Raw genomic sequence first — 22,655 nt, 5'->3', positions numbered from 1 at the left:
CACGGATTACTTGTAGACCTTGTCGATGCCTTCCCAGTAAGTCTCGGGATCACGATCGCGCGTCATGTCATACAGCTGATAGCGGCGGTTGAGGCGTGCGCCACCATCACGGGTCAGCGGTGCCCAGGCAAAGCCGGTGCTGCCCTTGCTGGAGGTGGTGAAGAAGGCATCCAGCGGGATGCTCACGTAGAGGCCCTTGTCGAAGCTACCCTCGCCGTAGTCATCGCCGGCATCGGTCAGGGTCGCCCAGGCGCCGACGCTGACCCCGTTGGAGAAGCTGCGCGACAGGTCCAGCGTCGCACCGACATCACCGGCCAGATAGCGCCCCACCGAGCCCTTGACCAGCACATCGTGCCAGCCGGACTGCCAGTAGGCGGTGGCGTGACCGGTGGTGACCGAGTAGTCACGCAGACCGAATTGCTGGTCGAACTCGCGCTGGCGGACGCGGTTGATGTCCAGCCCCAGCGCCAGCGAGCTGTTCATCGGGCGATAGAGCAGCTCGGCGCCGACCCCGGCGTACATCATCTCGAGAATGCCGCCGTAGGCCTGGGCGTACCAGTCACGCCCGAACTGGTGGGTGCGGTTGTACTGCAGGCTGGTGATGCCCAGGTCGGTTTCCTTGATGTATTCCCCGACGTAGGTGCGCACGCGCGGCAGCTCGGAATCGGCGATGTACTCGTAGCTGTCGAAGTTGTCGGCGAGCTGATAGGTCGCCACGCCGGTGAACCAGCCATTGCGGTCGGTGCGCCACAGGGCGTCCAGCTGCAGGTTGAGCTGATAGAGGTAGCCATCGGGGCCGCCGAAGTTCTGCTTGAGGCTCGGCGAGAAGCCCCAGCTGAAGCCGAACGGCTCGCGCGCCAGCTTGATGCCATCCCCTGACGCCTGGCGTGCCGCATCATCGGCGCTATCGGGCGAGATGGCACGGGGCGAGGCGGCATGGGCGGTGATGGAGTGCTCGTATTCGGCGCCGAAGCGACGGTCATTGGCGGCGGCCACGAAGGGCTGGCGCGGATGCTCATCTTCGCGCAGCGCCAGACCATTGCTGCTCAGGCGATAGCGGAAGGTGGTGATCTCGGCGGGCAGGCGGTTGTGCAGCACGCGGTTGGCACGGCCTTCGGCCTGCAGGTCATCGCGGAAGCGCGTCGCCTCGGCCTCGACGATCAGGGTGTCGCCCTCGACCCGCAGCTGTGACACCTCAAGTCCGCTCTGGGCACGCAGGGTATCGGCCAGCGCGTCCCAGTCGACGTCGGCAAGACGCGGAAGATCTTCTGTCTCTGGGCCGTCAGTCGCGCCCGGCTCGAGCGGGGAGTCCGCGGGTGCGCCGCCGAACGAGTCGAGTGTCAGCAGAGTGCCTTTCGCATCAGCTGATGGCTCTTTATGCGCTGATGGCTCTTCATGGGCTGACGGCTCTGCCGTCACGCCTGCCGGTTGGGCAGCGCTGGCGGTGGAGGCGGAGGGCGCCGTGCCCGAGGAGGCGTCCGTGTTGAGCGAGCGCACGCGGAAGGCCTCGGGTGTCTGGTCGTTGCGATAACGGCTGTGGGTGCTGGGGGCGACCGCTTCCGGCGTGCCGTCGTCCTTGGCCTGGGCGAGCCCGGCCAGATTGGTCGACAGTGACAGCCCCAGCATGGCGGTGTTGCCTCGCTCCCAGCCGCCATGCAGCGACAGGTTGTCATTGACCTTGACGGTCGCGCCCAGATTGACCGGCGAGTCCTGCTCGATCTCCACCGTCAGTGGCTCGTCGGAGTAGTCGTTGCCTTCGTATTCCAGCATCAGGGTCAGCGGGTCCCAGGGCGTCTGGTATTCGATGCCGCCGAAGACGGCCGGGCTGCCGCTGAACATGCTGCCGAGCTGGAAGTCGCCGCCGTCATCGCTGGTCGAGTCACTGCGCGTCTCGAGACTGCTTCTCACCACTGCCAGCGGATTGCTGAAGTCGCCACGCGTACCCAGATAGCCCCAGCCGAGGCCCAGGCTGAAGTCGAGGTCGCCGAAGCGCTTGCTGGCGACCAGATACTCGGAGCTGAACAGGCCCGTACCGCCGAGATCTCGCAGGCCCACCGCGACTTCGGGCTGATAGCGGCCTTCCTGCAGCAGGCGGAACTTGGTGTCGAAGGATTTATCCAGGTAGTCGCGGTCCGGGGCGGCCGCGCCATAGCTGACGGTTTCCACCGAGACATAGCGAAAGCCCAGTTCCATCCAGTCGAAGGGCGCCGCGTTGACGCTGAAGCGCTTGTAGGGCTGGGTGCGGCTGTAGGTGAAGCTCAATTCGCCCTGGGGCGCAAAACGCGCCGTGGGCGTCTGCATCAGACCCACGCCACCGAAGTCGCTCTGGGATTCGCCGGTCGCCGCATGGGCAATCTGCGCGCCCAGCAATCCGCCCGCCATGCCGAGTGCCAGCCAGCCATTGCGTGCCAGGGCGGGGCGCTGCTCGGGGCTTGAGTGCGTAACGTGATTGGCAGGGCGAAAAGGACTCGACATGGGCGTCTCGCATGCACGCAAGCCAGCGGCTCACGTACGTGAATAAGGGATTGGGTTCGCGGTCAGGCGCAGTGTGCTGCGCCGGGGCAGCCTCGACGGCTAGCGCGGGGGCGTCGGCAGCTTCGCGGCGTCCAGCTGCCAGCTCTGGCAGGCATGGCCCGGCAGGCGGCTGGCGAGCCAGGCCGGTAGCGCCTCGTTCACCCACTGCTGCGCGGTGTCGATGCCCGGCGTGCTGATCACCACGGTGGCACCGGGGGCAACGGGCAGGTCGGCATCGCCGCTGGTCAGACGATTCCAGCTCGCCACCGGGCGGGTCAGCACCTGGCCCTGCGGCGTCACCAGGCTGACCTCGACGGCTGGCCCGATGCCGCCGGCAGCGGCGCGCTCATCGATCAGCGCGTCCAGACTGAGATTCGGCGTCCACTTGCGCTCGTGAACGCCGGTGGCGTCCAGAATCACCACGCTGCGCGGCGCCTGGCAGGCCCCGACCACCATGCCCGGGGCGATGCGGATCGCCTGTGGGCCATCACGCATGTCGCGACGCGGGTCGAGCTGACCGTGCAGTCGCGCCACCACGGCGTCAGTGTCCGGCGCGCGGCCCTGCTCGACATAGGCCTGCCAGGCTTGCAATGCCTCGGCGTAACGCGCCTGAGGGCTAGCGTCCTTCGCGCCGACGGCGTAGCGCGCCGCGATCAGTTCGAGCTCGGCGCTGACGCGGTTGGCCCGCGCGGCCATCTGCTGGCGAATCAGCGGCGTGCTGACGAAGCTGTAGCGCCAATCCAGCGCTTTTGACGGCGCCAGGCCATCCCATTGCGCTTGCAACACTTGACTGGCCAGCGGCGTGCTCGCGGCGCTGAACGGCAGTGGGGTGTCAGCGGCGCTCGACAGGGGCGCGGCCAGCATTGCGCTCAGCCCGAGTGGCAGCAGGCGGGCGGCGCTGTTCAGACGGGCCAGCGATGACAGACGGGCCAGTGATGAGAAGACGGGGGTCACCATGCCTTGGCGACCTCCCAACCGAACCGCGGGCCATCGGGCCAGGCCGTCATGTCGGCCGCCCAGACGCGATTCTCGTCGCGCCACAGGTCATTGCGCGTGGTGCTGCCGTCGTCCCAGCTCAGAATCTCGCGGCAGTGCTGCAGCGGCAGTTCTGCCAGCGGCAGCGAATAGGGGGCGGCGGTCTCGCATTCGAGTCGCGCCGTGGCCTCGTGTACCTGCATCACGGCGACGTCGTCCTGGCGCTGGCTGCCGGTGGAGGCGGCGTCCTGACGCTCCAGCCGACGCGGGTAGGGGGACAGCGCACTGACACTGACCTGATAGGTCGTGCCACTGGCCATCAACCAGGCCGGACGCGCCAGAGCGCGCCCGGTAGTACTTTGCTCACGCCTGTCTGCCACATCACGCGCAAAGCCTGAAGTGGCGGACAGGACGCCATCGCGCAATTCGAGGATGCCGCGGTCGCGACTCTCGAAACGCGCGATGCGCCCATTGCCTTCCAGCGTCGCCAGAACCACCAGCGCGGTGCTGTTGGCATGCTTCAGCTTGAGAGAGGCATAGGGCAGCTCGCTGGCACGTGTGGCGTCAAACTCGTCCTTGCCCATCACGTCACCGAGCGAACTGGAGACGATCTGGGCACAGCCGGAAAGCGACACCAGGCACGCGAGGGTACCGAAGGCCGCCAACGACCTGCTGCGCAGAGCACGGGAGACCACCGAGGTAGCTGCCGTGCCCCGCGCAGGGCTTGAGAACGTGAAGCGTTGCGTCGCACGTGCCGTCTTCATCAGCGAGTCCCGGTTGAACCAGTGGTGCCGGTTGTCCCGGTGGTACCGGTCGTGCCGGTGCCGCCGCCGACGGTGCCGGTGGCCGCACCTGCAGCGACGCTGCCGCTGCTGGCGCTCGGCGTCACGCTGCCGGTGGCATTCTGGCTGGCAGTACCGGTGCCGGCTGCGCTACCTGTCGGCACAGTGCCGGTAGTGCCGGTAGTGCCAGTGGTCCCAGTCGTACCAGTGGTGCCGGTGGTACCAGTGGTGCCGGTGGTACCAGTCGTGCCGGTGGTACCAGTCGTGCCGGTGGTACCAGTCGTGCCGGTAGTCCCAGTGGTGCCGGTAGTCCCAGTGGTGCCGGTAGTCCCAGTCGTGCCGGTGGTACCAGTGGTGCCAGTAGTCCCAGTCGTGCCGGTAGTCCCAGTCGTACCAGTGGTGCCAGTCGCACCCTGAGGCGCTTCTTCTTCCGCGATGGCATTGCCAGCGAGAAGCAGGGCACCTGTCAGGCCGATGATGGCTCCGAGGTGTGTCTTGCGCATGGATAACTCTCCTTGATGAGCATTGTCGGCGGTCAGCCGACCAGGGAGGGATGTCAGACCACGATGTGATGACTCAAGGACTGAGGCATCGGCGTAGAGGCTGCCAGCAGATGCTGGCGATCATCCAACCTGCTGCTGAAGATATCGATAGAGGAGAAGAGCGCCGTCCCTGACACCATCCTTGGCATCCTCCGTGGCGCGACCTCGTCCTGAGGTGTTCCTGTCATGACCGTATTCCCTGGTCATGCGCTTGCCGAAATTCATCGTTGCGCCTTGTTGTCTGCGCCTGACAGTCCTGTCAGGTGTCAGCCGCAGAGCGGTTGATGCAGGAAGCCCTTCTCCACACAGACACAAAGCCGATGAGTCGTGGCAAAGCGAGGCTCATGTTAACGAGAATATGTGAACTGTCTAGCGTGAAGCCTTGCGTATTATTCGCGTTGATCGCTTGAGGATTATTTATGTAAAAAAGAGTAATTGGGGTGTGGATGATTGGCGACGTGGCTGTCGATGTTCCACCGGGCGCTACGCCAGACGGGGTCCGCGTGGCGACTGGAATCCTGCGCTTTAGTGTGTCGCATTGCCGACGAAATGGGGCTCGTGGTGTCTGTCATCGGCAACGCGTCTTTCGTGGAAGTGGCGACATCGAGCGTACTTGCGGCGCTACAAACCAATGTTTTTATTGGATTTTTGTAACAGAGCGCTGATTGGCGGGAGGCGTGTATCAGGTAAAATGCACGGCAGACAGGGTTTGGTCACCTTGCCAAAAACGCCACGAATGGCGTGATCCAATGCACGGCGATGCCACGGCATTGGTATTACTGATTCAGCGGTAGATCCTCTGGCAGCTCCATGGGTCGTGGGCTGTGGTTGAAAGAGGTGTGCCGCATTTCGGTAAAAAAACTACAGAAAGTTTGCTCTGCAATGGCGCTGAAGATATTGCCCAAATGACAGCAAGAGTGGCATGAAGGCCGCCATGCAGAGAGTGGTGTCAGAGCCGCAAGTGGAAAGCACATTGAATGCACCTTCCGTCTGAGCATCGTCGGTTGCGGTTCAGGGTCGTGTTCTGAGTATCTTGAACGATACGCCTACATTCTGACTGGGGATGACGGCGGGATATGACAAGCCATGTGCATGATTCATATGGCGGAAATATCGCTGTAAGCGTTGCGGGTCACACTGGCGCAGCGTGAATGAGGTCGCAGCAACCAGTCCCAAGACGCCGAGACCGCCAGGGTCCGGTACCTAAATGCACGAGGGCCCACCCTCGGCAGCCGCGTGACAGCCAGGCAAGGCCGGCGACACGCATGACGCAGCAGGAACTGAAGACGTTATCGAATCCATCCCGGCGGCCATGTGCGGCGGGGGAAGGCGCGATGATCATGGCACTGGGGTGCCGGGTCACCGGGCCTGTCGACTCAACGGACTTCAGATGAAAAATGCACTGATAGCACGACTTCTGGGCGCCAGCTTGAGCATCGGCGCCCTCACCGGGCTCGCCGGGTGCGTCTTCGCCCCCGGTGGCAACATCGACTACGACACCAGTGCTGCGCCGGTGGACGACATCGTCGATGTGGAACCGATCACCTTTGGCCTGATCAAGGCCCAGGCGCGCGCAGACGCCGAATCACGCCAATCCAGTGGCGATGACAGGCAGCGTCGTGAGCTTGAAAAGGCGCTGGCCCAGGAGCTCAACAGCAGCACGCGCGCCAGTCTGGCACCGGACTATCAGTACCGTGTCGGCCCCGGCGACATCCTGACCATCATTGTCTATGACCATCCCGAGCTGACCTTGCCGACGGGTTCCGAGCGCAGTGCGCAGGAAGCCGGCAACGTCGTGCACGCCGATGGCACGCTGTTCTATCCCTATGTCGGTCGCGTCAAGGTCAGCGGCATGACGCTGGACCAGATTCGCCGTGATCTCGGCGAGAAGCTGCAGCCCTATCTCAATGCGCCGCAGATCGATGTCAAGGTCGCCGCCTTCCGCAGTCAGAAGGTGCGGATCACCGGCGAGGTCCAGTCTCCCGGCGTGCAACCGATCAGCGATGTGCCGCTGAGCCTGCTGGACGCCATCGCGGCGGCGGGCGGTCTGTCCGAAGACGCCGATTGGCACAACGTGGTACTCAAGCGCAATGGCGAAGAGACCACCATCTCCCTCTATGAGCTGCTGGCCGAGCGCAATGGCGCCAACGATGAGGCGGGCAATGACCGCCTGCTCAAGGATGGCGACACCCTCTACGTGCCGGACGTCGGTACCCAGAAGGTGTTCGTGATGGGCGAGGTGGACAAGTCCATCAGCTTGCCGCTGGGCAGAAGCCCGATCTCGCTGACCGATGCCATCGCGCGTGCCGGCGGCATCAAGGAAAACTCCGCCGATGCGTCGGGCATCTTCGTCATCCGTCGTGATCGTGAAGACCCCGAGAAGCTGGCCACCGTCTATCAGCTGGATGCACGCAATTCCACGGCGCTGATTCTGGGCGCGGACTTCGGCCTCAAGCCGCAGGACGTCGTCTATGTCACCGCTGCACCGGTCTCGCGCTGGAACCGTGTGATTACCCAGCTGCTGCCGACGGTGAGTTCCATCTACTACAGCACCGAAATCCAGGACAACCTCGATACCCTCGGCCAGTAAGGCGAGGGGTCGTCAAGGCGTCCCTGCCCGGCACCGCCGTGGCCGGGCAGGACACCAGGAGAGTGACCCAACGATGTCGAACCGCAATTCCCACACCACGCGTCAGGCCTCGGCCAGCGAGTCGTCAAGCGTGCCCGCGCGCACCAGTCTTGATCTCGGCCGCATGCTGGGCCAGCTGTATGACAGCCGTCTGACGCTGGCGTTGATCACCGGCACCTTCACCGTGCTGGCGGTGCTCTACGCGCTGCTGGCCACTCCGATCTACAAGGCCGATGCGCTGGTGCAGGTCGAGGAGGGCGGCGGCAACATGAACCCGCTGCGTGATGTCTCCAGCCTGCTGCGTGGCGAGGCGCCGCCGTCCGAGTCCGAGATCCAGATCATCACCTCACGCCTGGTGCTGGGCGAGACGGTCAAGAAGGAGCAGCTGGATCTGGTGGTCAAGCCGTATCAGTACCCGCTGATCGGCACCTTCCTGCGCACCCACGAATTCGCGCGTCCGAGCTGGCTTGCCGGGTCCAGCATGGTCTGGGCCGGCGAGTCGATCGACGTGGCCAGTCTCGAAGTGCCGGCGGCCTGGGACGATGTGCCGCTGACGCTGGTGTCGCTGGGAGAGGGCGGTGAGTACGAATTGCAGTACGACGGCGATGCACTGGGCACCGGTGTGGTCGGCGAAGCCTCACGCTTCGATGGCCCGCTGGGCGAGGTGACGCTCAAGGTCAGCGCACTGGACGCGGCCAGGGGCGCTGAATTCACGCTGATGCATCAGTCGACCCTGGAAGCGACGAATGCGCTGCGTTCACGCTTCGCGGTGGCCGAGATGGGCAAGGAAACCGGGGTGCTGGGCCTGGCGCTGGTTGGCGAAGACCCGCTGCGCACCCAGCAGACCCTGCAGCGCATCACCGAGACCTACCAGCAGCAGAACATCGAGCGTCAGTCCGCCGAAGCCGAGAAGTCGCTCGAGTTTCTCAAGAAGCAGGTGCCGACGGTGCGTGAGCGCCTCGAAGTGGCCGAGAACCGTCTCAATGCCTATCGCGGCAAGAGCGATAGCGTGAATCTGGATCTCGAGACCAAGTCGGTGCTCGAGCAGCTGGTCAATATCGACAATCAGATCAACGAGACCCAGCTGGAAGAAGCGGAGCTGTCCGGCAAGTTCAACCCCAGTCACCCCAACTACGTGGCGCTGCGCAAGAAGCGTGCGGACCTGCAGCAGACCCGCAAGGAGCTGGAGAAGCAGGTTGGTGATCTGCCGGACACCCAGCAGGAAATCCTGCGCCTGGAGCGTGAAGTCGAGGTCAATCAGCAGATCTACGTGCAGCTGCTCAACAAGACCCAGGAAATGAACATCGCCCAGGCCAGCACCATCGGCAATATCCGCATACTGGACGAGGCCGTCGCACAGCCGCATCCGATCAGCCCGCGCAAGGCGATGATCGTGGTGATCGCGACCCTGCTGGGCGGCATGCTCGGAGTGGTCTTCGTGCTGCTGCGCTCCATGCTGCATCGCGGTATCGAGACGCCGTCGGAGCTTTCCGACCTGGGTCTCAATGTCCACGCGACCCTGCCGCTCTCCGAAGAACAGGCACGCCTCAACCGTCGTCTGGCGCGTGGCTTCAAGCGCTTCACCGGGCGTGGTGTCGCCACAGCGGCCAATGACAATGTCGCGCCGGGGCTGCTGGCGATCCGCAATCCGGCGGATCTCTCCATCGAGGGTCTGCGCGGTCTGCGCACCAGCCTGCACTTCGCGATGATGGAAGCCCCCGACAATCGCCTGATGATCTGTGGCCCGAGCCCGGGCATCGGCAAGAGCTTCGTGTCCGCCAACCTGGCCGCCGTCTGTGCCCAGGCCGGCAACCGGGTGCTGGTCATCGATGCCGACATGCGCCGTGGCCATGTCCACCAGAGCATGGCGGGTGTCCAGCACAGCGACGCCGCCGCGCCGGGCCTGAGCGACTTCCTGCTCGGCAAGGCCGACCGCGACAGCATCGTGCGTGGCATCACTGATCCGAGTCTGGCGATGTCCGAGACCGCCTCTGCGGCGCTTGGCGAAGGGGTGGCCGCCAATGGCGCGCCGAGCAACCTGTGCTACGTGGCGCGCGGTACCTCGCCCTCCAATCCGTCGGAGCTGCTGTTGCAGTCACGCTTCAGCGACCTGCTGACGTGGGCCAGCGCCAACTTCGACATGGTCATCGTCGATACACCGCCGATCCTGGCCGTCACCGATGCCGCCATCGTCGGCAAGCAGTGCGGTGTCAGCGTGATGGTGACGCGCTTCATGCATAACTCGCCCAAGGAAATCGAAGCGGCGCTGGAGCGCTTCGCCTCCAGTGGCGTGCACGTCGATGGCGCGATTCTCAATGCCGTCGAGCGCAAGGCCACCACGACCTACAGCTACGGCTACAGCTATCACGATTATCAGTACCAGGGTGGCGCCAAGGGTTAGCGGCCACTTGCATTAGAGCCCGCGAACCCGATGTCCGAGACTGCGTGCCTCGTTGGCAGTGGGGATCGGCAGTCGAGGCGAGAGCCGAGGCAGTACGGGTGAAGCATCGGGTAGCACGCCGTCGAGCGACGGCACCAGCGGCTCCGAGCGTGATGAACGGAACCACAACACGAACGCAAGCCAAGGGGGTAACGGCATATGAATACCACGACGAACCATGCAAGCTCCGGGCTGGAAGGGCGTCAGCGCCACTCCCGCATGTACGAGCGACTGATGTTCAACTCGCTGTGTCAGGCCATCGTCGGTCTGATTCTGGCAGTGGGTGTCCCGCTGCTGCTGATCAATGGCCTGCGCCCGTGGGTCAGCGAGATGCGCATGCACAGTGTCATCGCCGCCAGCGGCGGCTTCCTGCTCGCATTGCAGGCGATTCGTCACATGTCGCGCTACCCCGGCGCCAAGGCGTTCGCCTACGTGCTGCCGGCCATCACCATCAGCTATCTGCTGGCGATGAGCGTACTGATCGCGCTGGATCTGCGCTTCAGCCGCATCGTGCTCGGCAGCTCGTGGCTGGCGGCGATGCTGATCTGCTCCATCGGCTTCTGGGCCGAGCAGCGCACCCGCATCCGCAAGCTGGCCGTGGTGCCCTTCGGTGACTATCGCAGCCTGTTCACCACCCGTGGGGCACGCTGGAACCTGATGCGCGCGCCGGATCTCGGCGAAGAGCGCTACAACGGCGTGGTCGCCGATCTGGAAGCCGACATGCCGGCAGAATGGCAGCGTTTCCTGGCCAACTGCGTGTTGCATCGCATTCCGGTCTATGACGCCAGCGAAGTCCGCGAGTCGCTGACCGGTCGTGTCGAGCTCGATCAGGTGCGTGAGAACAGCTTCGGACAGCTGGCTCCCAACAGTGAATATGAGCTGTTCAAGCGTCTGTTCGACATGCTGGCCGTGCTCGCCGTGGCACCGTTCGTGCTGCCGATCTGCCTGGTGACCGCCGTGCTGATCCGCCTCGATTCACCGGGTGGCGTGTTCTTCGTCCAGGAACGTGTCGGCCAGGGCGGTCGTCCGTATCGCATGTTCAAGTTCCGCAGCATGTGCCACGACAGCGAGAAGACCGGCGCCCAGTTCGCCCAGGCCAATGACATGCGCGTGACCCGCATCGGTCGCGTGATCCGCAAGACCCGCATCGATGAGCTGCCGCAGTTCATCAACGTGCTCAAGGGCGAGATGAGCCTGATCGGCCCGCGTCCGGAGCAGGTCAAGTTCGTGAACGAATTCGCCGAACAGATCCCGTTCTACAACTACCGTCACGTGGTGCGTCCGGGCATCACCGGCTGGGCACAGGTCACTCAGGGCTATGCCTCTGACGCCGACGAGACCCGCGAGAAGCTCGAGCACGACTTCTACTACATCAAGCGCTTCTCCGTGTGGCTCGACCTGCTGATCGTCGGCCGTACCATCAAGACCATGCTGACCGGCTTCGGGGCACGCTGAGCATGCTGACCGTCAGTGGCTATTACGTCGGCTTCATGGCCCTGCTGGTGGCAATCCTGCCGCTGGCCGCCAACGAGCGCACCCGCATGGTGGGTGCCTGGTTGGCCGGTGGGCTGTGTCTGGCGTTCATGGCATTGCGTTACGACGCAGGGTACGACTACTTCTCGTACCGCCAGATGGCCACCTGGCAGGTCGACCTGAGCTTTCTCGAGCCCGCACCTGCTGCCCTGGCACGCATGGCGCGGGCCTGGGGCGAGCCGCAGCTGTTCTTCATCATCACCGCCATCCTCTACGTGTCGTGCTTCGTCTCGGCACTGGTGATGAGCCGTCGCAATCTGGCCTGGTGCCTGCTGTTCTTCGTCTGCCTGCCGCTGATCTATCTGTCGGCCTTCGGGTTCGTGAAGCAGCACGTGGCGATTGCGCTGTTCATGCTGGCGATGGCGTGTCTGGAGCGCGGCATGCGGCTGCCCGCGCTGGTGCTGATGCTCGTCGGTACCAGCTTCCACTACACCCTGGCACTGTATCTGCCCCTGCTGGTGATCTATCCGTTGCTGCGTCGTGCCTACCCGTTCTGGCTCTACCTGGGGCTGCTGCCACTGTGTTTCGTGGCTGGGCCGCTGGCCAAGAGCATTCTCAGTGCGCTGGGCCTCTATGCGCATTATTTCGAGGATTTCTCCGGCGGTGGCGAGAAGCTCTACGTCATCTACCTGTTGATCTGCCTGGGCACCCTGGTGATGTGGAAGCATTTCCGCCTGTCATTGGACCCCTGGGCCTTCAACCTGATGTTCATCGGCGTGGCGCTCTACACCCTGTTCATCACGTACGGTGAGCATGTGGCACGTGCCAGCTATTATTTCCTGCCGTTCGCCATCTTCGTCATCTGTGACGTGATCGAGCACTTCCGCGACAAGCTGTTGCCCAGCCTGATCAGCGGCGTGCTGATGATGGCGCTGTTCTTCATGTCGCTGAAGGTGGCGGCCGGCAATCAGGACCACGATTTCTTGAACAACTACGAGTTCTATTTCCTCAGCGATGAAGCCCTGGTCGTCGGCAACGGAGGCCAGTCATGAGCGAAGCGCTGATCTTCTCGCTGTTCAATCTGATGGCGCGCGGCCTGTCCTCCGCCGCGGGCCTGCTGCTGGCGCGTGCCGTGGCACCGGAGGCCTTCGGTGAATACGCGCTGGCCCTCAACTACGCGGTATTGCTGGGTGTACTGGCGCGCATGGGCGGCAACGAGGTGTTGCTGGTCACCCGCGACGGCGCCAGCGCGTCGGCACTGCGCCGCTGGATGGGCGTCGGTATCTCGCTGTATGCCTTGCTGGCGATCGGCTTCGCTGTCGGCATCGCGCCGCTGCTGGGCCTGTCGGCCTTCATCTTCGCCTTCTGTGCGCTGCGCGCCGCGGCGGAGCAGGTCGGCCTGCAGATGATCAACTCGCGCCTGCAGCGTCAGGAGCGCCTGGGTCGCGTCAATCTGATGACGGTGCTGATCTCGCTGGCGGTGGCGATCGCGGTCGCCTGCGCCGCGGGGCCGGCGCTCTATCATCAGGGCGTCGAGCTTGTGACCGGCGCCGAGTTCAGCGCTGACCTGACCACTCCCGCCGGCATGTTCGGCCTGGCGCCGGTGCCGACCTTCGTGATGGTCAGCGCCATCGCGCTGGTCATCGTGATGGCGCTGGGCATGTGGCTGTCGCGAGATGCGCTGGCGGATGCCCGGGCCGAGGCCGACGCGGCGGCGGGCGATGAGGGCGTGGGGCAAGAGGGTGCAGGCCAGCGTCGCCTGCCGAGCAAGGCCGATTTCGCGCGCGGTCGCGGCTTTCTCTACAACAACCTGATGTCGTTCGCCTACCTGCAGGCCTGGGTGATTCTGGCCGGGCTGGCATTTGCGCCCGCTCAGGTGGCCAGTGTCTCGGTGGTGACCTCCATCGTGTTCGCGCTCTATGTGTTCCCCACCAGCCTGTATCGCTACTACCTGCCCAAGCTGACCCACGGCGGTGCGCGCCTCAAGGAGTACCTGGTCATCGCCAGTGGCTTCGCGCTGCCGGTGGCGGGAGGACTGGCGCTGATCGCGCCGTGGCTGGCGGAACACTTCCTGAGCGGCGCCTACCCGCGCCTGACCCTGACGCTGCGCGCCTTCGCGCTGGTCTATCTGGTGCACGCCTTCGTCACCTGCGCCTTCACGCGTCTGGCCGCGCTGCGCCTCAACGGCAAGCGCCTGCTGTGCCAGAGCACCGGCGCCACCCTGGTGGTCGGCGGGGGCCTTGCGATCGCGGCGCTCAATCACTCGCTGGGCAACGCGTCCGGCGACACCGGCAGCCTTCTGGGCGTCGATCTCTACAGCCTCTTCCTGTGTGTGCCGGTCGCCGCCGAAGTGGTGATGCTGGCGATGGCGATCCTCTTCCAGCCATCCCTCTCCCGCGGCGGCAAGGCACACGAAGACAACGCTGCGGCGAGTGCCTGACCGGGCTTCACGAGCGCAGCAGGAATCGGAAGGTCAGCATCTGTGCCTTCCGGTTGATGACATGACGGCGATGCCGGGCATGCAGACACAGCCCTCAGGCATCGCGCGTTCGAATCGCGACATTACGGACAGAAGGACGAACAGCATGGCCAAGATATGCATGACGCACGGATGGCATGACGACAACAAGGGCGACTCCGCCATCCTGATGGGCACCATCGACTTCCTCGATCAGCTGATCGATGCCGAACAGGGCCGCAGCGATGTCTCCGGCGCCGGTGTGGCCAAGGCCGAAGGCCACCGCATCGACATCCTGCCCATCGATGATCAGGTGTTCGCCACCGAGCGCGGCCCGTTCCGCCATATTCGTCGCCGCTACCGTGAACGCGTCACCGTCGGCCAGCCGCTGATGCCGCCGATGCGTGACAAGCTGCGTTTCGTGACCTCGCTGCTTGGCCTGGGCGCCAAGATGATGTTCGGCAAGCAGGGCAGGAGTGGCAACGACATCATCGACGCCGCGGACCTGGTGGTCGTCAAGGGCGGTCATATCTTCCACAACGGCAGCTTCAAGAAGACGCTGTCCTCATGGCTGGCGCTGATCGGCTATCTGGCGCCGGTGATGCTGGCCCGCAAGGCCGGCAAGCGCGTCTTGCTGCTGGGTCACTCCTTCGGCCCGTTCAAGACCCCGGCCCAGGAGCGCTTCTTCCTGCGCACCCTGAGCGATTGCCTGGTGGTCTCGCGTGAGGAAATCACCCACGCCATGACCCAGAAGGCCGACCCGAAGCTGCCGCACGCGCTGCTGGGCACCGACATGGCCTTCGCCATGGCCCCGCGTGCCAGCGACGAGCATGCCGCGGTCAAGGCGCCGAATGGCGTGGCCTCGCCGTACGCCGTGATCACCCTGCGCGACTGGTGGGGCCTGGATCAGCAAGCCTTCGCCGAGCGTGTCGAGGTGCTGTCGCGCTCACTGCTGGAATCCCGCGAGCGTCTGGGCATCGAGCGCCTGCTGGTGGTGCCGCACGTGCTGGGCCCGACCGATATCGAGAATGACCAGCGCATCTCCCAGCTGGTGTTCGATCATCTGCAGAAGGCGTTGGCCACGGCGGGCGGGGAAGACCTCGCCACGCGTATCGAGCTGGTGCAGGGCGACCCGAGCCCGGATGCGCTGGTCGATCTCTACCGCGATGCCCAGTTCCTGGTCGGCACCCGCTTCCACTCGGTCATCTTCGCGCTGATGTCCGGCACGCCGGTCTACGCGCTGTCCTACTGTGGGCCCAAGGCGCCGGGCATCATGCGTGACTTCGGTCTCGGCGACAGCGTGCAGGACATCGAGAACTTCGACCCGGCGCGCATCGTGGCCGATATCGAACAGCTGGTCGCCGACAAGGCCTTCCCGGCGCTGGCCGAGAAGGTCATCGCCGAGAAGCTGGCGATCACCGCCGACATCACGCGTGACTTCCTGCGCCGTGCACCGGGACGTGCCGGCGTCTGGGGTCAGCGTGAATTGAAGCTCAATGACGCTGCCTTCCCGGCACCGGTGGCCACTGCCACCACTGCTGCGCCAGTCAATTCTGCGCCGGCCGATGCCGCAGCGGCCGATACCATGGCCGCGGATGCGCCTGCCGGCGACAACAGCGCGACTGCCGCTCACGACAGCGAGCCTGTCGTGCGAGGAGCCTGATATGGCACATGTCGCTCTGTTGATTCAGGACATCAGTGCCTGTGGTGGCGTCGAGAAGGTGATGCATGGTCTGGCGCGGGACCTGAGCGCCAGCCACCGGGTCACGCTGGTCTCGGTGCGCGAAGGCGAGCCGTACTGGGGGCGTCTGGAGGGTGTCGAATATCGCACCCTCGGACTGCCGGCCACCGGCACGCGCCAGAACTTCCGCCATTGGGTGACGCACCTGCGTCGCCTGATGCTGGAGGAGCGGATCGAGGTGATGGTCAGCGGCTACTTCGCCTTCCATCTGGCGGCGCAGCTGGCGGCACGCGGTACCGGTGGCGTCGATGGCGAGGGGCGTCCGCGTCCGCGCACGCGCATCATCGCCCAGGAGCACAGCGCCTATCATCACGACCGCCGTGCCAAGCGCATCGTCAAGCAGCTGGCCTATCGCCACCTCGACGTGCTGCAGGTGCTCAATGAGGTCGATGCCGAATGCTGGAGTCGCCGCGGTCTCACGCCGACGGTGATTCCCAATTATCTGGATGACCAGCGGGCGGACGAGGCACGCAGCGGCTGCGAGCATCAGGTCGATGTGGTGATGGTCGGGCGTCTGGCGCCGATCAAGCGCCTCGATCTGGCGATTCGTGCCTTCGCGGATTCCGGCTACCGTCGCGGTCGCCTGGTGGTGGTCGGTGACGGCCCGGAGCGTGAACGCCTGCTGGCGCTGTGCAACGAGCTGGGCCTGCGCGTCTTCCAGGGCGCCAACGACAGCACGGTGCCTGCCGGCACTCAGGTGCTGTTCACCGGCGCGCTCAGGGATGTCTCCCACGAGCTGCGGCGTGCACGCCTGTTGCTGCTGACCTCGGAGCGCGAATGCCTGCCGATGAACGTGATCGAGGCCAAGCGTGAGGGGCTGCCATGCCTGTCGCGCCCGGTGCGTTCCGGCCCGCTGGCGCTGATCGAGCATGGCCGCGACGGGATGCTCAGCGCGGAACCGGATGGCAGTCAGGATGCCGCCATCATCGCGGAGCTGGCCCACGAGCTGGCGCGCCTCGAGTTCGATGACGAGCTTCTGCTGCGCCTCTCAAGCGGTGCCTGGCAGAGCTTTGACCGCTACAGCGCGCACGCGGTGCTGCCGCAATATCAGCGTCTGATCTCGCGTCTCGCGCCGCCGACGCCCGGCGATGCGGCGACTACCGAGCGGGCGCATCAGGACTCATCCGCAGACACGCGCCCAGACACACACTCGCGTCGCGTTCAGCGACAGCCGCTTGAGGAGAAGGCCCATGGCTGATGTCTCCGTCATCATGCCCAACTACGGCTATGACCGCCGCCTGCACGCCGCCGTCGACTCGGTACTGGCCCAGAGCGAGCCGGTACGCGAGATCCTGATCAGCGACGATGCCTCACCGGATGGTGCCGCCAGTCGTCTGCGTGACGACTTCGCGGCGCTGGACACCGCTGGCGTCGAGATCCGCGTGCTGGAAACCGACACCAACGGTGGCCCGGGCCGGGCACGCAACCGTGCCATCGCCGAGGCCAAGGGCCGCTACATCGCCTTTCTGGATGCCGACGATGCCTGGCTGCCCGAGAAGATCGAACGCCAGATCGCCTTCATGCAGGACACCGGCGCCGGGCTTTCCTACACCGGCTACGAGATGGTCGATGAGCAGGGCGAGCACGTCTCGTACTTCGCGCCGCCCGAGCGCCTGACGCGTGACGACATGCTGCGCTCCAACTCCATCGGCTGCCTGACCGCCATCTATGACGCCGGTCGCTACGGGCGCTTCTACATGCCGACGATCCGCAAGCGTCAGGACCTGGCGCTGTGGCTGATCATCATCGGTCAGCTGGGCCCGGCGCAGGGCATGCCGGAACCGCTGGCGCGCTATACGCGTCGCGAGAGCAGCGTGTCGTCCAACAAGTTCAAGGCCGCCGCCTATCAGTGGCGCCTGTATCGTGAGGTGCTGGGGATGGATGTGATCAGCGCCAGTCGCAACTTTGTCCATTACGCGGTGAACGGTTATGCAAAACATCGTTGAACAGGATGTCGCGGCGTCCGCGACACCTTCCACCGAGTCCACGGCGGCTTCCCGCCATGCCGATGCAAGCGCGCAGCCGACCCTCGATTCGCGCCCGCGCGTGCTGGTCGGGGCACGCCAGGTGGATGACAGCACGCGTCGCCAGGTGCCGGAGCTGACCTTCCTGATCTCGACCCTGGATGACGGCCTCTACAGCGTGCCGCGTCATGATGCGCTGCCCGGCGCGCGTTTCCTGATCGTGCATCAACTGTCAGACCCCGCGAGCCGCGAGCAATACCGCGAGTACGCGCTGGCCAATTTCGACAGCCGTTTCGAGTACCTGGCGATCGACGGGCGGGGGCTGTCGAAGAGTCGCAACACGGCGCTGGCCGCCTGTGCCACGCGCTACGCCTATGTGCTGGATGACGACATTGAGCTGCATCCCCAGGCTGTCGCGCTGGTGATGGAAGCCTTCACCTGCACCGAAGCGGCCGCGATCAGCTTCCCCCACGTCAAGGCCTTCCCGCTGCATGAGCGAGACCCGGATCGGCCCGCGCCGCCGGTGTCCTTCAAGACCCACAGCCTGATGTCACTGGCGCGCGTGCGCTCGGTCGACATGGCGCTGGATCTCTGCCAGTTCCATGCACGCTTCGATGAGCAGTTCGGCCTGGGCACCGATCAGCCCTCCGGCGAGGAGTTCATCGTGCTGAGCGATGCGCGTCGTCAGGGCGCGCGTCTGATGCGTGCCAATCTGGGCATCGTCGCCCATGCGGGGGTCACCTCCGGCAGCGACTTCTACAGCACGCCGGCCAAGGCGCGCACCAAGGGGCGCATGTTTGCCCGTGCCACCGGCAGTCGTTTCTCGCCGTTGTCATTGGCCTTTTTCCTGCGCAAGGCGCCGGTCGCCATGAAGCATGGCCACCTGGCGACCTTCGCGAAGCATTACTTTCGCTGATAGCTGCCGCGCCGCTGATGGCTCTCATTGACTGACGGTTCTGATTTGATGACGACTCTAGCGCGAAGGCATGGCCATCCATGAGATGGCCATTGCCGCCCGGGTAGTCAATTGATCAAGCGGCATATCAGGGAAGTTGCGACAGGCAGGATCAGAAAGATAAGTCACAAGTTATATAGGGTCATGTTTTGGATCATATTGCGCCCGACAGGATGACTTTTCACGAAGTTGCTTTATAAAAGAGCCACACTTCGGGCAGTGATGATTGCCCGTCACTGACTCAAGCGGCGCGTCTTTTTCCTGCGAGCTAGCTGCAGTCTACCTGCAATCACCTGCGAGCCTTCTGGCCCGTGGGTTGGGTAACCTCGCGCTGCTGTCACGAAATATCGCTGTTCAATGGGGGTTGATCCTCTTGCACAGGACATTGTCGGCATTTCATTTTCGGCCAATGAAGGCGGGAAATTCCGCCTACGAAGACATCTCTTGAGAGAGACCCAAGGGAAACCCGAGGGAGTCATGAGGGAGTCTTGAGGGAACAGGACTTTACGGCGAAATGTCCTGGAGTCCGCCTCGATTGCCGCTGAAAAGCCATCAGATGTGCACGAGATTCTGCCGCCATTGCCTCGTTTCACTTTGAGTATCACGACACGATCTGGCGACAAGGCCAGCAAGGATGACATCAATGAAGATCACGATTTTTGGAAGCGGTTATGTCGGTCTGGTCACGGGTACCTGCCTGGCCGACGTCGGCCACGACGTAGTGTGCATGGATGTGGACGCCGCCAAGATCGAGGGTCTCAAGCAGGGCGAGATTCCCATCTATGAGCCGGGCCTGGAAGGCATGTTGCTGCGCAACGTGGAAGCCGGTCGCCTGAGCTTCACCACCGACGCGCGTGAAGCCGTCGAGCATGGCGTGCTGCAGTTCATCGCCGTGGGCACGCCGCCGGATGAAGACGGCAGCGCCGACCTCAAGTACGTGCTGTCCGTCGCCACCACCATCGGCGAGCACATGAATGACTACAAGGTCATCATCGACAAGTCCACCGTGCCGGTGGGCACGGCAGACCGCGTCAAGGCGCGGGTCAAGGACGTGCTCAAGGACCGTGGTGCAAGCGTCGATTTCGATGTCTGCTCCAACCCGGAATTCCTCAAGGAAGGCGCGGCGCTGGACGACTTCACGCGTGGCGCGCGCATCGTGGTCGGCACCGATTCCGAAGCGGTGCGTGAGCGCATGCGCGAATGCTACGCCCCCTACAACCGCAACCATGAAAAGCTGATGTTCATGGATGTGCGCGCCGCCGAGCTGACCAAGTACGCCGCCAACGCCATGCTGGCGACCAAGATCAGCTTCATGAACGAGATCTCCAACCTGGCCGAGCGCCTCGGTGCGGACATCGAGGAAGTACGTCGCGGCATCGGCAGTGACCCGCGTATCGGCTACCACTTCATCTATCCGGGCTGTGGCTATGGCGGTTCCTGCTTCCCGAAGGACGTCCAGGCGCTGGCACGTACCGCCAGCCAGATCGGCTATGAAGCCGAGCTGCTGACCGCCGTGGAATCCGTCAACAAGCGCCAGAAAGTCACCCTGTTCGACAAGCTGTCGCGGGCCTTCGATGGCGACCTCAAGGGCAAGACCATCGCCGTCTGGGGTCTGGCCTTCAAGCCCAACACCGACGACATGCGCGATGCGCCGAGCCGCACGCTGATGGAAGCGCTGTGGGCGGCTGGCGCGACCGTGCAGGCCTATGACCCGGAAGCCATGAAGGAATGCCGCCGCATCTACGGCGAGCGCGATGAGCTGGTGCTGGTCGCGGACCGTCAGCAGGCGGTCAAGGGTGCCGATGCGCTGGTGATCTGCACCGAGTGGAAGGAATTCCGCACCCTGGACGGCGAGTGGCTGAAGTCCCAGCTCGGCTTCCCGGTGGTGGTCGATGGCCGCAACCTGTTCGAGCCTGCCGCCATGAAGGCCGCTGGCCTGATGTACTATGCGGTCGGCCGCGGTGACACCCTGCTGCTGAATCAGGCTTGAGCTTGCCGCTTGGCATCACAGCCCGGGCGTCAGTGCTCAAACGTCAATGCTCAAGCGTCAGTGCTCAGACATCAAGGCTCAAGCAGGCATTGAACGTCGCTGAAAGATTCAGCACGCGTACCTGATCTGCGTACGCACTCCCTGAAAGACATCCATTCAGTCGTGCCACGCTCTCCATGAGGGTGGCACGCAGTAGAGGAATTTCTCATGTGTGGCATCGTTGCCGGTCTGGCTCAGCGTGATATCAGCAAGATTCTGATCGAGGGGCTGCATCGCCTCGAATACCGCGGGTATGACTCCGCTGGCGTGGCGGTCATCGACCCTGCCGGTGAACTGCGTCGTGCGCGTGCCGTGGGCAAGGTGCGTGCGCTGGAAGACGAGCTGCGTGAGGCGCCGCTGTCCGGCGCCATCGGCGTGGCGCACACCCGTTGGGCGACCCACGGGCGTCCTGCCCAGCACAATGCGCACCCGCATCTCTCCAGTGAGCGGGTCGCCGTCGTCCATAACGGCATCATCGAGAACCACGAAGCGCTGCGCGGCGAGCTGGAAGGCGCCGGTTATGTCTTCACTTCCGAGACCGACACCGAGGTGGTCGCGCACCTGGTCGATCGCGAACTGTGCAGCGGCCTGGCACTGCCGGAAGCCGTCAACGCGGTCACCGCGCGTCTCGATGGCGCCTTCGCGCTGGCGGTGATGGAGCAGCGCAACCCCGAACTGCTGGTCGGTGCCCGTCAGGGCAGCCCGCTGGTGGTCGGCGTGGGGATCGATGAGCACTTCATCGCCTCTGACCCGCTGGCGCTGCTGCCGGTCACCGATCGCTTCATCTATCTCGATGAAGGTGACATGGTCGCCATCACGCCGGCGGGTATCCAGGTGCTGGAACGTACCGGCGACCGCGATGAGCTGACGCCGGTCACGCGTGAAGTGGTGCGTTACGAACACAGCGTCGAAGCCGCCGGCAAGGGCGAGTATCGCCACTTCATGATGAAGGAGATCATGGAGCAGCCGCGTGTGCTGTCGCGCACGCTGGCGGAGCGACTGGACCCGCAGGGCGTGCGTCTGGAGGCCTTCGATGTCTCGCGTCACTCCTTCCTCGCGGCAGACAATGGGGCCGATAAAGGCAAGCAGATCGTGGATGTGGCACGCCTGACGCAGCTGTTCGCCGATGTGCGTCAGGTACAGATCATCGCCTGTGGCACCAGCTATCACGCCGGCATGGTGGCGCGTTACTGGCTGGAAGAGGTCGCCGGCATTCCGGCTCAGGTCGAGGTGGCCTCGGAATTCCGTTATCGCGAGCGCGTCGCGGCGCCGGGGACACTGTTCCTGACCCTGTCCCAGTCCGGCGAGACCGCCGATACGCTGGCGGCGCTGCGTGACATCCAGAAGCTCAACTGTGAAGGCCCGCAGGCTGGTCACTATCTGGCAAGCCTTGCCATCTGCAACGTGGCGGGCAGCTCGCTGGTGCGTGAATCCGACCTGTCACTGCTGACCCACGCCGGGCCGGAAATCGGGGTTGCCTCCACCAAGGCCTTCACCACCCAGCTGGTAGCGCTGATGCTGACCACCCTGGCGCTGCGTCAGGCCAAGGGCGATGGTCAGACGGATGACCTGCTGAGCCGTCAGCTGCTGATGCGTCTCAAGGACCTGCCGCATGTGATCGAGCAATCCCTGGCGCTGGATGGGGAAATCGCGCAGCTGGCGGAGAAGTTCATGCACCGCCACCACACCCTGTTCCTCGGGCGTGGCAGCCAGTATCCCATCGCCATGGAAGGGGCGCTCAAGCTCAAGGAAATCTCCTACATCCACGCCGAAGCCTACGCGGCCGGAGAGCTCAAGCACGGCCCGCTGGCGTTGATCGACGAAGACATGCCGGTGGTGGCGGTCGCGCCGATGGATGACCTGATGGAAAAGCTGAAATCCAACCTGCAGGAAGTTCGCGCCCGCGGCGGTCAGCTGTTCGTGTTCGCGGACCCGGAAGTCAGCCTGAAGGCCGGTGAGGGCGTTCACGTCGTCACCGTGCCGGGCGTCTGTCGCTTCCTCGCACCGATCGTCTACGCGGTGCCGCTGCAGCTGCTCTCCTATCACGTCGCCGTGCTCAAGGGCACCGACGTCGATCAGCCGCGCAACCTGGCCAAGAGTGTCACGGTGGAGTGATCGACCGCGCTTGAGGCCATGAAGCAAACAAAAGGGAC

15 protein-coding genes are annotated in these 22,655 nt (G+C 64.3%); 11 read left to right on the top strand and 4 right to left on the bottom strand.

The features are described from left to right. Positions 1–6: 6 nt before the first annotated feature. The 4 genes from R1T44_RS13070 to R1T44_RS13055 all read right to left on the bottom strand — a co-directional run bounded on the left by R1T44_RS13070 (position 7) and on the right by R1T44_RS13055 (position 4,774). Positions 7–2,475, bottom strand: coding sequence for a YjbH domain-containing protein (locus R1T44_RS13070; RefSeq protein ID WP_317292171.1), 2,469 nt, complete (start codon positions 2,473–2,475; stop codon positions 7–9). Positions 2,476–2,574: 99 nt separating this feature from the next. After that, positions 2,575–3,471: a hypothetical protein gene (locus tag R1T44_RS13065; protein ID WP_317292170.1), complete on the bottom strand. Its 897-nt coding sequence runs from the start codon at positions 3,469–3,471 to the stop codon at positions 2,575–2,577. Then, positions 3,465–4,253 (bottom strand): YjbF family lipoprotein, encoded by a 789-nt coding sequence (locus tag R1T44_RS13060; protein ID WP_284726791.1) that lies wholly within the window; start codon positions 4,251–4,253, stop codon positions 3,465–3,467. The genes R1T44_RS13065 and R1T44_RS13060 overlap by 7 nt, the downstream gene beginning before the upstream one ends. After that, positions 4,253–4,774 (bottom strand): hypothetical protein, encoded by a 522-nt coding sequence (locus R1T44_RS13055; protein WP_284726790.1) that lies wholly within the window; start codon positions 4,772–4,774, stop codon positions 4,253–4,255. Before R1T44_RS13055 ends, R1T44_RS13060 begins: the two co-directional genes overlap by 1 nt. 1,429 nt (positions 4,775–6,203) lie before the next feature. Here R1T44_RS13055 and R1T44_RS13050 point away from each other — a divergent pair. The 11 genes from R1T44_RS13050 to glmS all read left to right on the top strand — a co-directional run bounded on the left by R1T44_RS13050 (position 6,204) and on the right by glmS (position 22,617). Next, positions 6,204–7,403 (top strand): polysaccharide export protein, encoded by a 1,200-nt coding sequence (locus tag R1T44_RS13050; RefSeq protein WP_213114537.1) that lies wholly within the window; start codon positions 6,204–6,206, stop codon positions 7,401–7,403. Positions 7,404–7,476: 73 nt separating this feature from the next. Further along, complete coding sequence (locus tag R1T44_RS13045; protein ID WP_317292169.1) at positions 7,477–9,843, top strand: GNVR domain-containing protein; 2,367 nt, start codon at positions 7,477–7,479, stop codon at positions 9,841–9,843. Positions 9,844–10,041: 198 nt separating this feature from the next. Continuing rightward, the gene (locus R1T44_RS13040; protein ID WP_052384635.1) at positions 10,042–11,337 is read left to right on the top strand and encodes a sugar transferase; all 1,296 of its coding nucleotides are present in this window, start codon (positions 10,042–10,044) and stop codon (positions 11,335–11,337) included. A 2-nt stretch (positions 11,338–11,339) separates the two neighbouring features. Then, entirely contained in the window at positions 11,340–12,407 is a 1,068-nt protein-coding gene (locus tag R1T44_RS13035; protein ID WP_131432419.1) for an EpsG family protein, read from the top strand. Further along, positions 12,404–13,795 carry a polysaccharide biosynthesis protein gene (locus tag R1T44_RS13030; RefSeq protein WP_317292168.1) on the top strand — a complete coding sequence of 464 codons (1,392 nt, stop codon included), beginning with the start codon at positions 12,404–12,406 and terminating at the stop codon, positions 13,793–13,795. The genes R1T44_RS13035 and R1T44_RS13030 overlap by 4 nt, the downstream gene beginning before the upstream one ends. A gap of 145 nt (positions 13,796–13,940) precedes the next feature. After that, the gene (locus R1T44_RS13025; protein ID WP_284726787.1) at positions 13,941–15,476 is read left to right on the top strand and encodes a polysaccharide pyruvyl transferase family protein; all 1,536 of its coding nucleotides are present in this window, start codon (positions 13,941–13,943) and stop codon (positions 15,474–15,476) included. A 1-nt stretch (position 15,477) separates the two neighbouring features. Next, the gene (locus tag R1T44_RS13020; RefSeq protein WP_317292167.1) at positions 15,478–16,752 is read left to right on the top strand and encodes a glycosyltransferase; all 1,275 of its coding nucleotides are present in this window, start codon (positions 15,478–15,480) and stop codon (positions 16,750–16,752) included. Then, positions 16,745–17,500 (top strand): glycosyltransferase family 2 protein, encoded by a 756-nt coding sequence (locus R1T44_RS13015; protein WP_043334128.1) that lies wholly within the window; start codon positions 16,745–16,747, stop codon positions 17,498–17,500. Before R1T44_RS13020 ends, R1T44_RS13015 begins: the two co-directional genes overlap by 8 nt. Then, positions 17,484–18,434 carry a glycosyltransferase family A protein gene (locus R1T44_RS13010; protein WP_284726785.1) on the top strand — a complete coding sequence of 317 codons (951 nt, stop codon included), beginning with the start codon at positions 17,484–17,486 and terminating at the stop codon, positions 18,432–18,434. The genes R1T44_RS13015 and R1T44_RS13010 overlap by 17 nt, the downstream gene beginning before the upstream one ends. Positions 18,435–19,116: 682 nt before the next feature. Then, positions 19,117–20,463: a UDP-glucose dehydrogenase family protein gene (locus tag R1T44_RS13005; RefSeq protein ID WP_153636201.1), complete on the top strand. Its 1,347-nt coding sequence runs from the start codon at positions 19,117–19,119 to the stop codon at positions 20,461–20,463. A 207-nt stretch (positions 20,464–20,670) separates the two neighbouring features. Beyond that, positions 20,671–22,617 (top strand): glutamine--fructose-6-phosphate transaminase (isomerizing), encoded by a 1,947-nt coding sequence (glmS, locus tag R1T44_RS13000; RefSeq protein WP_317292166.1) that lies wholly within the window; start codon positions 20,671–20,673, stop codon positions 22,615–22,617. Positions 22,618–22,655 lie beyond the last annotated feature (38 nt).

The organism is Cobetia amphilecti, from assembly GCF_032923285.1.
GTDB lineage: Bacteria > Pseudomonadota > Gammaproteobacteria > Pseudomonadales > Halomonadaceae > Cobetia > Cobetia amphilecti.
Note: the sequence above shows the minus strand (reverse complement) of the source record. Positions and strands in the feature narration are given on the sequence as shown.